11 protein-coding genes are annotated in these 17,182 nt (G+C 42.3%); all 11 read left to right on the top strand.

Translation table 11 applies throughout. The features are described from left to right. Positions 1-2 precede the first annotated feature (2 nt). Entirely contained in the window at positions 3-2,627 is a 2,625-nt protein-coding gene (ppsA, locus tag ACTJKG_RS20900) for a phosphoenolpyruvate synthase (RefSeq protein ID WP_440740327.1), read from the top strand. 167 nt (positions 2,628-2,794) lie between these two features. Continuing rightward, positions 2,795-3,331, top strand: a complete 537-nt coding sequence (locus tag ACTJKG_RS20905) for an RNA polymerase sigma-70 factor (RefSeq protein ID WP_172335610.1) — start codon at positions 2,795-2,797, stop codon at positions 3,329-3,331. Between the two features lie 163 nt (positions 3,332-3,494). Then, positions 3,495-4,451 carry a FecR family protein gene (locus ACTJKG_RS20910; RefSeq protein ID WP_172335611.1) on the top strand — a complete coding sequence of 319 codons (957 nt, stop codon included), beginning with the start codon at positions 3,495-3,497 and terminating at the stop codon, positions 4,449-4,451. Positions 4,452-4,571: 120 nt separating this feature from the next. Further along, the gene (locus tag ACTJKG_RS20915; protein ID WP_440740328.1) at positions 4,572-7,163 is read left to right on the top strand and encodes a TonB-dependent receptor; all 2,592 of its coding nucleotides are present in this window, start codon (positions 4,572-4,574) and stop codon (positions 7,161-7,163) included. A gap of 109 nt (positions 7,164-7,272) precedes the next feature. Further along, positions 7,273-8,802 carry a pyridoxal phosphate-dependent decarboxylase family protein gene (locus ACTJKG_RS20920; RefSeq protein WP_440740329.1) on the top strand — a complete coding sequence of 510 codons (1,530 nt, stop codon included), beginning with the start codon at positions 7,273-7,275 and terminating at the stop codon, positions 8,800-8,802. Beyond that, on the top strand, positions 8,774-11,215 hold the full coding sequence (locus ACTJKG_RS20925; protein ID WP_440740330.1) for a GNAT family N-acetyltransferase: 2,442 nt from the start codon (positions 8,774-8,776) through the stop codon (positions 11,213-11,215). The genes ACTJKG_RS20920 and ACTJKG_RS20925 overlap by 29 nt, the downstream gene beginning before the upstream one ends. Positions 11,216-11,343: 128 nt before the next feature. Beyond that, positions 11,344-12,633, top strand: coding sequence for a lysine N(6)-hydroxylase/L-ornithine N(5)-oxygenase family protein (locus ACTJKG_RS20930; RefSeq protein WP_440740331.1), 1,290 nt, complete (start codon positions 11,344-11,346; stop codon positions 12,631-12,633). Between the two features lie 80 nt (positions 12,634-12,713). Then, positions 12,714-14,060, top strand: coding sequence for an MATE family efflux transporter (locus ACTJKG_RS20935; RefSeq protein ID WP_440740332.1), 1,347 nt, complete (start codon positions 12,714-12,716; stop codon positions 14,058-14,060). A 79-nt stretch (positions 14,061-14,139) separates the two neighbouring features. Continuing rightward, a complete protein-coding gene (hemW, locus tag ACTJKG_RS20940) occupies positions 14,140-15,261 on the top strand; it encodes a radical SAM family heme chaperone HemW (RefSeq protein WP_440740333.1) in 1,122 nt (373 codons plus the stop codon). A 209-nt stretch (positions 15,262-15,470) separates the two neighbouring features. Further along, on the top strand, positions 15,471-16,019 hold the full coding sequence (locus ACTJKG_RS20945; protein ID WP_440740334.1) for a fasciclin domain-containing protein: 549 nt from the start codon (positions 15,471-15,473) through the stop codon (positions 16,017-16,019). A gap of 177 nt (positions 16,020-16,196) precedes the next feature. Next, a complete protein-coding gene (locus tag ACTJKG_RS20950; protein WP_440740335.1) occupies positions 16,197-17,075 on the top strand; it encodes a cupin-like domain-containing protein in 879 nt (292 codons plus the stop codon). The last annotated feature ends 107 nt before the right edge of the window (positions 17,076-17,182 follow it).

Genomic DNA, 17,182 nt, shown 5'->3' on the forward strand with positions numbered 1-17,182 from the left:
AAATGAAAAACACGAACTCTTATGTGCTAAGTTTCCGGGAAACCGACAAAACAAACCTGGCAACAGTTGGGGGTAAAGGTGCCAACCTGGGTGAACTTGCCGGGATTAAAGGAATCAATGTACCCGATGGCTTTTGTATTTCTACCGAAGCTTTTATCAAGACTATAGCAGAGATGCCATCGATTAATGAGTTGCTTGATCAGTTATCTTACCTAAGCGTAGAAGACCGAGTTAAAATTGGTGTCCTCAGCGGCGAGATTCGCAAAGCCATTGAAAAAGCATCTATTCCTGAAGATATAGCAAATGAAATTGCAAATTATCTCACAAAGTTCGGTGTAAAAGTTGCCTTTGCCGTACGCTCCAGCGCTACGGCCGAAGATCTGCCTTCAGCCTCTTTTGCGGGCCAGCAGGATACCTATTTGAACGTTATCGGAACAGAAGCTGTCCTGAAGCATATAAGTAAATGCTGGGCATCATTATTTACGGATAGGGCAGTAATTTACCGTATCCAAAACGGATTCGGCCATCGTAAAGTTCACCTGTCGGTTGTTGTTCAAAAAATGGTTTTCCCCGAGGCATCAGGGATTCTATTTACCGCCGATCCCGTTACCGGTAACCGGAAAGTGTTATCCATTGATGCCGGCTTTGGGCTTGGCGAGGCCATGGTATCAGGCTTGGTGAGCGCCGACCTTTATAAGGTACATAACGGGGAGATTATCGACAAAAAGATATCAACCAAAAAAATGGCTATTTATGCCTTAAAAAATGGAGGAACCCATGAACAGGAGATCGGACACGAAGAGCAGGAAAAACAAGCACTGACAGATGAACAGATCCTGGAGCTTGAGTGCATAGGCAGAAAGATTGAAGAACATTTCGGCAACCCGCAGGACATTGAATGGTGTTTGGCCGGGGATAGTTTTTATATTGTACAAAGCCGGCCGATCACCACCTTATATCCGATCCCGGAAGTGGACGACCAGGAAAATCACGTTTATGTATCTGTCGGCCATCAACAAATGATGACCGATGCCATGAAACCATTAGGGTTATCCTTTTTTCTGTTAACCACCCCGGCAACCATGCGCACAGCCGGCGGAAGGTTATTTGTTGATATTACGCAAATGCTGTCTTCTACGGCTGGCAGACATACCTTATTGAATGTTCTTGGAAAATCTGATCCGCTCATTAAAGGTGCGCTTACAAGCATCATAGATCGGGGAGATTTTATAAAATTATTATCGGAGGATAAACAAAACCCAGTTCCTGCTAAAAGCCCTGCAAATGCGATGCATAGAGATTATCAGGCACTGAATGACTATGATCCGGCGATCGTTTCTGAGTTGATCAGGAGTAGTCAAAATCTGATAGAATCGTTAAAGCAAAACATCCAACGAAAATCGGGCACAGATCTGTTTGATTTTATCCTGGAAGATATTCAGCAACTCAAAAAGACCTCAGCCGATTCGCAAAGCTTTAATGTAATCATGACTGGCATGAATGCTTCGGCATGGGTTAATGAAAAAATGAACGAGTGGTTAGGTGAGAAAAACGCGGCGGATACGCTTGCCCAATCGGTACCCAACAATATTACATCGGAAATGGGACTGGAACTTTTGCATGTTGCCGATGTGATTCGCCCTTACCCCAAGGTAATTGCGTATTTAAAACAAGTAAAGGATGATAACTTTTTGGATGAATTGATCCGATTTGATGGCGGGCAGGAAGTCCGGGGGGCTATCGATACTTATCTCAACAAATATGGAATGCGATGTGCCGGAGAAATTGATATCACGAAAACCCGTTGGACAGAAAAACCATCGACGCTTGTCCCTATTATACTCAATAATATCAAAAACTTTGAGCCTGGTGCCGGCAGCCGAAAATTTGAACAAGGGCATAAGGAGGCATGGAGAAAAGAACAGGAACTATTACTCCGGCTGGCTGCATTACCAGATGGCGAACACAAGATGAAAGAAACCAAACGAATGATCGACCTGATCAGGAATTTTGCCGGTTATCGTGAATATCCAAAATATGCTATAATCAGCCGTTACTTTGTTTACAAGCAGGCTTTAATGAAAGAAGCAGAGCAGCTTGTAAAAGCCGGTGTCATTCATAAAAAAGAAGATATTTACTACCTCGGCTTTGAAGAACTCAGAGAGGTGGTACATACCCATAAACTGGATTACCAGATCATCAATAAACGAAAAGATGAGTATAAGTTATTTGAAAAACTGACACCTCCGCGTATTATGACGTCTGATGGTGAGATCGTTAACGGCAAGTACAGTCATGAAGATCTACCGGTCGGTGCTATTGCTGGTCTGGCTGTTTCTTCGGGGGTTATAGAAGGACGGGCACGTGTTATCTTAAACATGGAAGATGCCGATCTGGAAGATGGGGATATATTGGTTACCGCATTTACTGACCCCAGCTGGACACCCTTGTTTGTATCCATCAAAGGTTTGGTTACTGAAGTTGGCGGACTAATGACCCATGGTGCCGTTATCGCACGTGAATATGGCTTACCCGCTGTCGTTGGGGTGGATAATGTAACCAAACTGATCAAGGATGGGCAACGGATCAAGGTAAATGGAACTGATGGATTTATAGAAATACTATAAGTTGAAGCGTTTTGAATGATAAAAAGAAGTGGATACACCACTAAATGGAATTGCTACACGATAATTAAGGACAGCGAACTAAATTTTTAATCAAAATATTATATTTAATTGCTTTTATTTATAATGATTCTAAATAGTTGTCTATATTTGTCCAAAATTAGCGTCCAGTGTCAGGCAATAACCAATACCCCCAAGTAGTTTTTCACTTAAACGAGCAATCCTTTCAGCAGCTTTACCGGACGTATTGGAAAAAGGTTTTTACTATTTGTTATGCCACGTTGAAGGATGAAGATATAGCTGCCGAGCTTTCTCAGGATATATTTGAATCTTTATGGAAACGAAGAAACACGCTCCAGATAAATGCCTCTATAGAACAATACATTTTCAGATCGGCTAAGCTTGAAGTGTTTGAGTATTGCCGTACCACATCAAACCGGCAAAAACACCTGCAAAATGTTGTTCAAAACCAGGCAACAGAAGGCACTTACACGGAAGACACGCTAAACTATAACGAACTGTACAAAACCATTAACGGCCTCATTAACAGGCTACCTTATAAATCGCAGGAAGTTTATCGTTTAAGTCAGCAACAAGGATTGGATAAAAAGTCGATAGCTTCCACCTTGCTTATATCCGAAAAAACGGTTGAATACCACCTCTATAAAGCCCTGAATTTTCTCCGGGAAAATTTAGCCGTTGATTAAATAAATCAAAAAAGCAGTCAGGATATTTGCTCACCCTATTCCTCTCTAAAATTTTCCCTGCTGACTATCTGCCACTTATATATTATTTAGAATTAGTCTTAGGAAAAATAAAGAATTAATCGGCTATGTTAATGAATGCGGCACGTAGCCCGCATTTCATTAAATGAAAATAGAAATAACACAGGAATTACTGGAACGATATCATCAGGGTAAATGTACTACAGATGAGCAGTTTGCAATTAAACAATGGCTGCAAAACATAACAGAAAGCGATTTTACCATATCGCCCCCTATTGATGTACAGGGTGTTGAGGATAAAACCTGGATAGAATTATCCAGCCGGATATTCCTTGAGAAAAAAACCCACAAAACAAACTGGACATGGCTGATCAGCGCAGCTGCAAGTACTATTTTGGTGCTGGGCATTACCTTTTATATTTATCATTCTTCAGGGAGTCATCAACAAAAAGATAGTAACCTCATAAGTTATCATGAAGTAAAAGTCCCCAGAGGTAAAAAAGCCACTTGTACCCTACCCGATGGAACAGTTATCCAGCTAAACTCTGATAGCAAATTGCGGTATCCCGAAAAATTTACAGACACATCAAGAGTTGTAGAATTTGAAGGCGAAGCTTTTTTTACCGTAGCTAAAGACAAAAAACGTCCTTTTTCCATCAATAGCAAACAGGTGCTTGTGCGGGTTTTGGGGACTCATTTTAATCTGAGAGCCTACCCCGAAGAAAATAAAACCGATGTAGTAGTTGAAGAAGGGCGTGTAATGTTTTCTCCAAAAACAAAAAAGACCTCTTTAATACTTACTGCTAATCAGCAAGGCGTGTATGATAACGATCAGTCATTAAAACAACAAAATGTTTACGCCGCTGCCTATTATAGCTGGCGCACTAATCAGCTGCAATTCAGAGATCAGAAACTTAGTGATATAGCATCCACCCTGGAACGCTGGTATAATGTAAGGGTGCTTATTAATAATCGCTTATTAAGAAATGAGCGTTATACCGGACGATTTAACAATCCCGATATAAAAAGTGTATTGAACAGCCTGGAATTTGCTGTAGGCCTTCATTATCAAGTAACCGGAAACATTGTAACCATTTATTAATCAAGCACTATGCCCATGTAGAAAAATATAGAAATAAAAATTCCCGATGCTTCATCGCCAAACTACAACATCGGGATTTGCTCAACTAATCCTTAATTAATTAAACATTTAAACGAAAATATGAAACAGGTACCTACTTACCTCAAAAATTTAACTAAATATTCTTCCAGCTTTGCTCACAAACACTTAAAAGTTGCTTCTAAAGTATTATTTATTATTGCTTTAACACTTTTTAACACCGCTAATTTATTTGCCCAACAGGATGTACTTGATAAACCCCTAACCATTAAATTAAGTAACATTACTTTGGCCGATGCCTTGCTGGCCATTGGCGATAAAGCAGCTGTAAGTATCTCCTACAGCAATACCAGGCTCGATGCTCAAAAGATCGTAAACGTAGATGCCACCAATCAACCCGTCAAAAAAATATTACATGATCTAATGGGCGCCAACCTTAAATTAAAGGTACAAGGCAGTGTGATCACTATTCAAACAACCGATAACAAACCGGTAACTTCTATCAACTTAAATAATAATCTGAATGAGGTAGTAGTAGTTTCTTCCCGCTCGCCGCAGCATATCAGCGAAATACCAGGAACTGTTTGGATTGTTGACAGCGCCAAGCTACAGTCTCAGATCAAAGCAGGTGTACCGCTTAAAGAAGCTTTGGGTATCCTAATCCCGGGCCTGGACATTGGTAACCAGGGACGCTCCAATTACGCGCAAAACATCCGCGGTCGAAATATATTGGTGATGATTGATGGGGTATCTATCAACAGCACCCGTAACACCAGCCGCCAGTTTGATGCTATCGATCCATTCAATATCGAAAAGATCGAAGTACTATCCGGAGCAAGCTCCGTTTATGGCGGCGATGCCACCGGTGGTATCATCAACATCGTAACCAAAAAATCAACATCAGAGAAACTGGCTTTCCAAACCGAAGTAGGCGGGCGCAGCGGCTTAGGCCATGGCGACGATCATGACTTACGCGTAGCGCAGTCTATCGCGGGTGGTAACAATTTTGTAAAAGGCCGCTTAGGCTTTGCTTATCAACAAAATGGAGCGGCTTATGATGGCGACGGGCACCAGATTATTATTGATACCAAGCAAGGCGATCTGCAATACAACCGCAGTATTGATCTGTTTGGCAATATCGACGTTAAACTGAAACATAACCAGAGCATCAGTCTGGATGCGCAATATTACAATTCTAAATACAACAGCGATCATGGCTTATTCTTAGGGAACAACCTGGCAGGCGCATTACCGGCTAATGCCAATAATAACGTAGCTCCCGATCCATCACTATTGAATGTACGCAAAGGTTTTGATGCCGATGTGGTGCCACGCAGTAAACGCATATTTATCAATGGCCAATACCGTATTGGTAACATATTAGGTGGTCAGAGCTTTCAGTTCCAGGCCTTTGTACGGTCTGAAAGATTAGATTTCAGCCCCTCATTTCCGGAAGGCATCGTACAATCGCGCGATCTTACCGTTGCGCCGGGTAATGTAAAACCTTTACCACTGGCAGCATCGCGCCAAAACACCGATGTATACGGCTTTAAGGCGGTTTTAGCCAAACAGTGGGACAAAGTAAAAGTAACCTACGGCGCCGATCTTGACCACGAAAAATTTGTAGGTAAACAGGCCTTCTTTGATACCGACTTAAGCTATAGCTCGGGTGGATTGATCAATAAAACGGCCAGCACTTTAGAGCGTTATCCAGGAAACCGCATATTGGGCATATCGGGCTTTGCCCAAGCCAGCTGGGAAATTGTGGATAACCTTACCCTTTCCGGAGGGATACGCCAGCAGCATATGAATGTAACTGTTGATGATTTTGTACGCTTTCAGCAGCAGGTATCTGTGAACTACGGGGTGGGTACCTCGGCAGATAAAATCCCCGGGGGTAAAAACGACTATAATGTAACCTTATTTAACGGTAGTTTGATCTATAAATTCAGTAACAAGGCTCAACTATGGGCAAACTACTCACAAGGTTTTTCGGTACCAGATCCCACCAAATATTACGGTACCGGCTCTTATGTACGCGATGCCGATAACTGGAAACTGGTTAATAGCATCAACGTAAAAGATGCCCCACTAAGTGGCATTAAAACCAACCAATATGAACTTGGCGGCAGGCTAAGTGACGAAAGCGGTTTTAAAGGCCAAATAGCAGGTTTTTATTCCGTATCAGATAAAGCTATCCTCATCAATACCAGCAATTTCACCATATCTGTTACCGATCAAAAAGTGCGCAATTATGGTTTTGAGGGCGAACTAAGCTACAGCCAGCAACCAAAAGGCTTAATAGTTGGCGTTTCCGGTCAGTTTATTATTTCGGATATCAAGACAGATAAAGGATATCAGCGCAATTCTATCATAACCACCAATCCATCCAAATTTGTGAGCTTCGCAGGCTGGCAAAGTCAGGATTTCTCGGTGAGGTTACAAGCCGTGCGTTCACTCGATCTGAAAGATTATCAAAATCTGGAGCTTAAAGGCTTTACCACATTTGACCTTGTAGGTAACGTAAAATTACCATTAGGCACTTTATCTGCCGGCATCCAAAACCTTTGGGACAAGCAGTATCTGACCTTCTGGGGACAACGCTCCGTTCTATTTTACGGCGCCCCGGCCAAACTGTACCAGTACTACGGTCGCGGCAGAACATTTTCTTTAACCTATACCATCAGTTATTAATATATAAACAGTATTAAGTAGCTAGTATCAAGTATCACGACTTTCTTAAAACGGCATATCGTTTCAGAGATCTTAATACTTGATACTAAATTAAAAAACATCGATACCTATGATAACACCATCCAACACCCCCCATCAGGATGAGGCTCTATTAGAGGCCTTAAGCACCGGTACGTCTTTTGAAGATATATTTTACGAAGGCTCGTCCCAGGAATATCTGAAGGCCATGAGCCTGGCCAGCCAATCGGTAGTTAATTTTTTGCACGATAATAAAAAGCCGTTCAGCGGTGTAACAGCGGCACAGTTACGTCCACAGTTTGAATCTGTAGACCTCAGTACTCCCCTGCCCGATTATGAAAGCCTGATGAGCGAGGTTGAGTCCTTGTACACCAAACACGCGGTTACCTTCCATCACCCTAAATATGTGGCACATTTAAATTGCCCCGTAGTGATACCGGCTATAGCTGCCGAAGTATTGATCAGCGCTATCAACTCCTCGCTGGATACCTGGGATCAAAGCGCAGGGGGAACGCTGATAGAGCAAAAAATGATTGAGTGGACCTGCAACGAAATTGGTTTTGATCAGCATGCCGATGGCGTGTTTACCAGTGGCGGTTCGCAAAGCAACATGATGGGTTTACTATTGGCCCGTGATCATTATTCGGTAGAATACCTGAAGCACAATATCAAACAAAACGGATTGCCACCCGAAGCATCCCGCTTCCGGATTTTTGTTTCTGAGGCAGGGCATTTCAGCATCCAGAAAAATGCCGCAATACTGGGCCTTGGCGAAAAGGCCGTAGTGAAGGTTAAAGCCGATCGTACCTTCCGGATGAATACCGTTTTGTTGGAAGATGCCATACAGCGGGAGCTCAAACAAGGCAATATCCCCATAGCTGTTGTAGCTACTGCAGGCACCACCGATTTTGGCAACCTTGATCCGCTGGAAGCTATAGGTAACATAGCAGCCAAATACAAATTGTGGTATCATGTTGATGCGGCTTATGGCTGCGGTTTATTACTCAGCAACAAGCATCGGTATTTGCTAAACGGCATAGAAATGGCTAATTCCGTTACTGCCGATTATCACAAGGCCTTTTTTCAACCGGTTAGCAGCAGCGCGTTCTTGGTAAACCACAAACGGTACCTGGGACTGATAACACATTATGCCGATTACCTGAATCCGAAAGATCAGCACTCAGACGAAATTCCGAACCAGGTAAATAAATCCATCCAAACCACCCGCCGCTTTGATGCCCTTAAGTTGTGGTTCACCCTTCGTATTATGGGTAAGGAGAAATTGGGTGGCTACATAGAAAAGATCATTGAAACAGCCGAAAATGTGGCGCATATCATCAGCACCGACAGTGATTTTGACCTGCTGAATTACTCAGACCTATCGGCATTGGTTTTCCGGTATAACCCTTCGGTTTTGCACACGGCCAACCTCATCCAAATGAACCAATACATAAAAGCCCAGCTCTTAAAATATGGCGACGCGTTGGTAGCTGGCACCAAGGTTCATGGCGAATTCTATCTCAAATTCACGCTGCTCAATCCGCTTACTACTACCGCTCATATTAAAAACATTCTATTAAACATCAAAAAACATGGAAACGAATTCATTAAGTTTAATTAACCTTAGAGAAGAGGCTGAACAGGTAAATTACACCGCAATGCTCAACAGTTATCTGCGTGAGTTTAGCAATTGGAGCCGTTACCTGGGCGTACCTAAATATGACGAGGCATTAGCCTCTCATTTCCGGTCGACCGGGTATGATTTTCATATCCGTATTGATTTTTCATCTATCGGTTCAGAGGTATATGCACCCCTGGATTATTATTCGGAAAGCGGCAGGCATATATTCCATTTCCCGATCGTAAAACGCGATCTGTTAACAGATGAGATCACCGAATTGAGCCCTGTTGATATGATAGGCATAATAGTTCAGTATGCGCAAGAACAATATCCGGAAATAGCCGCAGATATTACCCGGGATCGCTTGTCGAACAGCATTGAAAACCTGGAAAAATATCTCGAAAATTTCATCAAACACGATTTGAATGCCAATGACATAGAGATGGGTTTTATCCGGGCTGAGCAATCGCTTATTTTAGGTCATAGTGTACACCCATTACCCAAATCGAAACAGGGTTTTAATAATGATGACCTGTTTAAGTATTCGCCCGAAACTGCGGGACGTTTCCAGCTGCATTATTTTTTGATAGATGCCAGTCATGTTATTCAAAAAACCGCAGACGATATTTTACCATCAGTTCAGTTAAAAAATGAACTATTACCTCTTGCTGCCAACGATGCCAGGGTGATGGAATTATTAAATACTCACCCCACATTTATCGTAGTACCTATGCATCCATGGGAAGCGAATTATTTACTACAACAGGATGATGTTTTGGCTTTACAGCAGGATGGCAAACTGTTTAGTCTGGGTGATTGGGGAGCTGAGTTTACACCAACGTCTTCGGTACGTACCGTTTATAACGAAGAGTGTGACTGGATGTTTAAATTCTCCCTGCATGTTAAGATCACCAACTCCGAGCGTATCAACCTGTATCCCGAATTGCACCGAGGTTATGATATTTCGCGCCTGTTAAAAACTCCATGGGGGCAAAATCTGCAGAAAGATTTCCCTGAAATTGATTTTATTGTCGACCCGGCCTTTATCGCCGTTACCGATAATAACGGAGAGGTGATCAACGGTTTTAATATCAGCATCCGTCGCAATCCTTTTAAGAACGAGGCACAGCATAAAAATGTAACCTTAATAGCCGCGCTTTGTCAGGATAGCATCCTGGGCGAACCGTCAAGGCTCATCAATATCATTAAAACCGCCGCCCAAAAATCAAACAAACTGGTTACCCGCGTGGCCGAAGACTGGTTTAAACAATACCTGCATATCTGTATCAGGCCCATGGTTTCCATTTTAAATAAATATGGACTGGCTTGCGAGTTTCATCAACAGAATGTGATGGTGGAGTTGGACAAGAACCTGTTCCCGGCAAAGCTTTATTTCAGGGATAACCAGGGATTTTTCTTCCGCACCGGTAAAGCTGATGATATTTTAGCGGCTATCCCGGGCATTGCTGATGAAAGTAAATCAATCATCGACGAGGATTATATCGCCCCTAAATACACCTATTACCTCATGATGAATAACCTGTTGGGGGTAGTAAACGCGTTTGGGGTGAACGGCCTCGCCGATGAAAAACGCCTGCTGGATATTGTTTATAAAGAGCTGAAAAGCCTGGAAGCGATAGACGAAACCGGACTGGTGAACTATATTATCAACAGCCGCGACTGGAGTGTGAAAGGCAACTTGCTTACCAGTCTGCATAATATGAACGAGGCTAATGTTTCCTTGGAATATCCGGCAGTTTATGTAGATCATCCAAACCCGCTCAACAAATTTTTCTTCTGCAAAAACTTGATCAAACCGGAACGAAAAGATATTGTTTACTCCCGTTATTTCCCTAAGGAGGATGTAACCCTGAGCATCCGCCCCTTTGATATTGACCGCGACCTGGAAATGGTGCACGAATGGTTTAATCAGGAACAAGCCAAACCCATTTGGAAAATGGATGGCCCGATACGCGGACTGGAATTGTTTTACAGAACAATTATCCCCGGCGACGCTACCCATAGTTTTATTGGTGAAGTAAATGGTGTACCCAACTTTACTTTTGAACCCTACTGGCCGGCCCGCGACCTGGTGGGTGCCTATTACGAATGCCTGCCTACAGATTACGGCACCCACTTACTGGTGGCCCCAGCAGAAAAGGAGAAAAAGTTTGCTTATCAGTCGCTTCAGGTAGCCTTAGACTATTTGTTTGCCCAGCCCGAGGTTGGAAAATGCATAGGCGAGGCGGCGGTAGAATCCAGAGCGATGCGTGCGCTGGCCAACAGAATTGGTTACCAGCAGCAAAGGGTGATAGATATGCCGCATAAAAGCGCCAATCTTACCTTTTTATATCGCGAATGGTATTGGGAAAAAAATCCCGGGACAAAAGAAATCTGGATTGCAGGACAATAGGACGTTGGGACTATGAGATTCTTGGACTTTTGGATTATGGGGTTATGAGAGTTAATATGTGAATTCGAACGTCTCATGGTTAAATAGTCCAAAAATCCCACAGTCCCCTAATCTTTAATCTAAAAAAATTGAAAACGAAAAAAATATATAATCTCATCGGTATTGGCATAGGCCCTTTCAATTTGGGGCTTGCCGCTTTGACGGAGCCGATAGACGAACTCACTACCCTGTTTTTGGATCGTTCGCCGGCTTTTGATTGGCATCCGGGTTTAATGCTCAGTAACGCTACTTTACAGGTGCCATTTATGGCCGACCTGGTGACCATGGCCGACCCAACCAGCAGATACAGCTTCCTTAATTTTTTAAAAGAAACCAACCGGCTTTACAAATTTTTTATCCGCGAAAACTTTTTTATCCTGCGTAAGGAATATAATGTTTATTGCAAATGGGTCGCTGCGCAATTATCCAGCTGCTTGTTCTCCAGGTCGGTTGAGGCTGTGGAATACCTAGAGGCTGCAAAGCATTATAAAATTAAGGTTATTAATAGTTTAACCAATCAACCCGAGGTTTACTATGCCGAAAAAATTGTGTTGGGCACTGGTACAGAGCCTCGTTTTCCGGATTTCATGAAGGATATAGAAGCGCCAAACATATTGCATACTTCTAATTATCTATATAAAAAAGTCGATGTATTGAAAGGCAGGTCGGTAGCGGTAATTGGATCAGGACAAAGCGCGGCCGAGGTTTTCCAGGACCTACTGCCTCATACTGAAGATGGCTTGCAGCTCAGCTGGTTTAGTCGCCCGGATCGATTTTTCCCGATGGAGTATGCTAAACTGACGCTGGAGCTTACCTCGCCCGAGTATGTGGATTACTTTCATAACATGCCTGTAGAAAAACGTAAAGCCGTATTGGCCAAACAGCCACCACTGTACAAAGGCATCAACTTCGATCTAATTAACCAGATATTTGATACGCTTTATGAAATGAGTGTTGATGGTGCCCATTTAAATGTTCAATTACGTCCCAATTCGCAGCTGGATAATATCAAAGTAAATTCCGATGGTTCAAATGAACTGCAATTTACCCATGTACAGCAACAGCAAGCTTTTACGCACCAGGCCGATTACGTGATACTGGCAACAGGATATAAGTACAATACCCCGGCGTTCATCAATAGCATTCAACAGCGCATTGCCGTTAATGAGGATGGTCTTTTTGATGTAAAACGCAATTACAGTATTGATATCAATAACGATGAGATCTTTGTACAAAATGCAGAATTGCATACCCACGGCTTTGTAACACCCGACTTGGGCATGGGCGCCTACCGCAATTCCTGCATCATTAACCAGGTTACCGGCCGGGAAATTTATAAGGTTGAGCAGCGGATCGCTTTTCAGCAGTTTAGTATATAATTCAGAAGACACATGTTGTGCCTCTACAAAAAATAAATGTAGAGACGCATTACATCTGTCTTATTAATCCCAAAATCTATATGGATAACCGTAAAGATTTTATACTTACCATGAACCTGCGCAAGGTCATGTGGCAAACCTCCTGGCCCGCCGTAGCTGCTATTGTGCTATATGGGTTGAACAACTTTCTGGATGCCTTACTGGTTGGCCGTTTGGTTGGCCCGCAAGCCTTAGCTGCTGTAGGCCTGGCCTATCCCCTGTCGCAAATTGTAATGGGCTTTGGCCGACTGATTGGTACCGGGGCTTCGGCAGCACTCAGTATCTGGCTGGGTGCTAATGATTCGGCAAAGCTTAAACAATTGTTCGGCAACCTCAACGTATTAGCTATTGTTTGCGCCGCCATCTTTGCTATCCCTGCTTATGTCTTTGCCGAAGCCTTGCTTGCACTCATGGGCGCTAAAGGCGAACTGGTTGTCATAGCAGCCAGTTATTTTAGGGTAACGCTCATAGGTTCGGTATTCTGGATCCATGGGTTTTCTGTCAATATGCTTATCCGGGGCGAAGGAAAGATGAAAACAGCCGCCTGTATGATAGGTATCGGGCTCCTGATCGACATTATATTAAAACCTATTTTTATTCTTGTTCTCCACGGGGGCGTAGCCGGGGCTGCCTGGGCAACCAATACGGCCATGTTCATCTACTCGGCCATGGGACTCATTTACTTTGCCCGCAATAAAAGCCTCTTCCGGGATGAATGGTATTCATTAAAACCGACTAAAGCTGTAGCCAAAAAAATAATAACACTGGGCTTTCCCGAAATGCTGTTTTCTATCATGTCAGTAGTACAAAGTATGCTTATATTGCAAGCCATTTCCAGGTATGGCACCCAGCAGGATCTGCTTTTTTACACCATTGTGAATCGCTTTTATTTACTATTGCTCACACCATTATTTGGCCTGATGCGGGGCCTGCAACCTGTGGCCGGCATAAACTATGGAGCCGGCAATATGCTAAGGGCAAAAAAGTCGCTGCTCATCGCCATCACCGCAGGTATTGTGATCATTTTGCCATTTTGGATCGTTGCGCTGTTTTTTCCCAATGCATTATGGGCATGGATGGTTCCGCATGTGGTTCTGTCAGCAGTGCACATTTTAAATCTGCGCATTTATTTATCGGTATTGCCATTTTTACCAGTTATTGTAATGGCTCTAGCTTATTTCCCGGCTATTAACCAGGCCAAAAAGGCGAGTCAGCTGGCTATGTTCAGGCAGTTATTTTTTTATCTTCCGGCTACATTGATACTTCCGGTATTTTTTGGTGTTAACAGTATTTTCTGGGGTAGCGCGGTTATTGAGCTCCTGGTTATATTAATTACCCTTTGGATGTTGAAACGGCCGGTATTAAAACCAAGTTTAAAAACAATCTGAGAGTTATTTAAATCCTAAATACAATCAGGGCAAACTTATTCGCCCCGGGGTTTTAGTACAAAGTGTTTACCTTTGCCAAATGGCCGGCATCTACATACATATTCCTTTTTGCAAACAGGCATGTCATTACTGTGATTTCCATTTCAGCACCTCACTTAAATACAAAGATGATCTGCTACAAGCGCTGGTAAAGGAAATCAAGCTCCAAAAAAACTATCTGGATAATGAAACTGTAGAAACCATTTATTTTGGAGGAGGTACCCCATCTTTATTGGAGGCTGATGAAATCAACCTGCTCATCAATACCATTACAGAACTGCACACGGTATCGTCCGTTGCCGAGATAACTCTGGAGGCTAATCCCGATGATTTGGATGATGCCAAAGTAAAAGCATTGCGCCAAACCGATGTAAACCGCTTTAGCATCGGAATCCAATCGTTTTTTGATGAGGACCTACTTTGGATGAACCGGGCCCATCGCAGCAGGCATGCTGAAGCGTCTGTAAAAAGAGTGCAGGATGCTGGCTTTGAAAATATCACTGCCGACTTGATCTACGGCTACCCGCTATTAACCGATACCAAATGGAAACAAAACCTGGATAAAATATTTGAGCTATCCATCCCTCATGTATCTTCCTACTCCATGACGGTTGAGCCACAAACTGCGCTTGCTGCTTTTATCAGTAGAAAAAAGCAGCAGCCTATGAATGATCAGCAAAGCGCCGCACAATTCACGGTATTGATGGATGCCATGACCGATCATGGCTTTGATCATTATGAGATATCGAACTTTTGCAAACCCGGGCATTATTCCAGGCATAATTCCAACTATTGGCAGGGGGTAAAATATCTGGGAATAGGTCCATCGGCTCATTCTTATAATACTGAAGCCCGTCAATGGAATATTGCCAATAATGCCAAATATGTTCAAGGTATTGAAAGTGGTAAGTTACCTGCCGAAACAGAAACACTTACCGAAGAGAACCGCTTGAACGAATATATCATGACCTCCATCCGCACCATGTGGGGGCTCGATCTGGATAAATTAAATAGCATAGCCAAAGCATCGGCAACCCAACTATTAATTGCTGCCCGCCCCTATTTTGATACGGAATGGCTAAGGCAACAGGATAATATTTTATATCTTACTGCAACAGGTAAACTTTATGCCGATAACATAGCGGCTGGCCTGTTTTTTTAATTAATTTATAGTATTTAAATCAGTAAGTTGTAAAAATTTACAGGGTCAACAAAACCGTTATTGAATGCTTCCCGTATCTTCTTACAAATAGCGCCTATTATCAATGTAATAAAATTATCAAGAGCTCGTGATAGTTTTGTTACATTGAAAAACAAAACAAACAAGCACCTTTGAGTGTCATTTAAAACAATTTTTAAACTAATAACATCATGAAAAGACTGATCATAGCGGCGTTAGCATTAGCAGCTTTTGCCATATCGCCTAAAGCCAACGCACAAACAAAAATGGTAGGTGGAGCGGCCATGTACCCAACAAAAAACATTATTCAAAATGCGGTAAACTCAAAAGATCATACCACATTAGTGGCAGCAGTTAAAGCTGCCGGTTTAGTACCAACGCTATCATCTGCAGGCCCTTTCACTGTATTTGCGCCAACTAACGAAGCATTTAATAAATTACCAGCCGGCACCGTCGACAACCTGGTTAAGCCAGCCAATAAAGCTTCTTTAATAAAAATTTTAACCTATCACGTAATTGCCGGTAAATTAAGTGCGGCTGATCTTTTGGCAAAAGTAAAAGATGGGAATGGTAAAACAGAGCTGAGTACAGTAAGCGGCGGAACTTTAACCGTTATGGCTCAAGGCAAAAAGATATATCTTGTTGACGAAAAAGGTGGCAAATCATGGATCACTATTGACGACGTTAATCAAAGCAATGGCGTAATACACGTTATAAATACCGTTTTAATGCCTAATTAAGTAGTTTGCAGTTTGCAAATCCGTAAAAAACCTGCAAAGCGTCTACTGTTACTGCAAATTCAAAAGGAAAGCCCGGTATTACCGGGCTTTCCTTTTGTCAAAAAAAATTAAAAAAACGGTTAAACAATTGGGTGTTTTTTCCAATTAATTAATTTTGCATGTTAATTAATTGTGAATATGAGTTTACACCTAACACCCATAGATACCGTTGATAATATAAGCAGAGCCGATTTTGTTAACAATTACTTAAATCCGCGTAAACCGCTTATTATTCGTAAAGCCACACAAAGCTGGCCCGCTTTGCAAAAATGGACCTTTGATTATTTAAAAGAAACCGTTGGCGACCAAACCGTGCCACTGTATGATAGTTCAAAGGCCGATCCTTCAAAAGCCATCAATGCATCGGCAAGTGAAATGAAGTTTGCTGATTATATCAATCTTATACAAAAACAGCCTACTGATCTTCGTATATTTTTATTCGATCCTATAAAACACGCGCCAAACCTGCTTGATGATTACCGTTCACCTACTGATCTGATGGGTGGTTTCCTGGATAAATATCCCAACATGTTTTTTGGCGGCGCAGGCTCTGTTACGTTTTTACATTATGACATCGACCTCGCACATATCTTTCATACCCATTTTAACGGGCGCAAAAAAGTGATCCTGTTTGATTATAAATGGAGCGAGCGCCTGTATTGTATCCCCTTTGCTACTTATGCGCTTGAGGATTATGATATAGAAAATCCCGACTTTGAAAAATTTCCTGCTCTGGATGGTATTGAGGGGCAGGTAGCTGTTTTGGAGCATGGCGATACCCTATTTATGCCTACAGGCTATTGGCACTGGATGAAATACCTGGACGGATCATTCTCCATATCATTACGTGCCTGGGATAAATCATGGGCTATTAAAGCAAAAAGCTTGTATAATTTAACCATACAACGCAAGTTTGATAATATGATGAAGGCCCAGTTTAAGAAAGATTATATGGATTGGAAAGAAAAACTGGCTATCAAGCGTGCTGAAAATGCATTAATAGCTGGCAAACCTTAATATCTATTACACTTTTTAACATAAAAGCTTATACCTTTTGGGGTTTTATTTCGTTATTTTGTTTGCTTTTCGGTATTTAAGTTAAATTAAATTTAAATAAAACAGCC

Source organism: Mucilaginibacter sp. 22184 (assembly GCF_052045695.1).
Taxonomy (GTDB): Bacteria; Bacteroidota; Bacteroidia; order Sphingobacteriales; family Sphingobacteriaceae; genus Mucilaginibacter.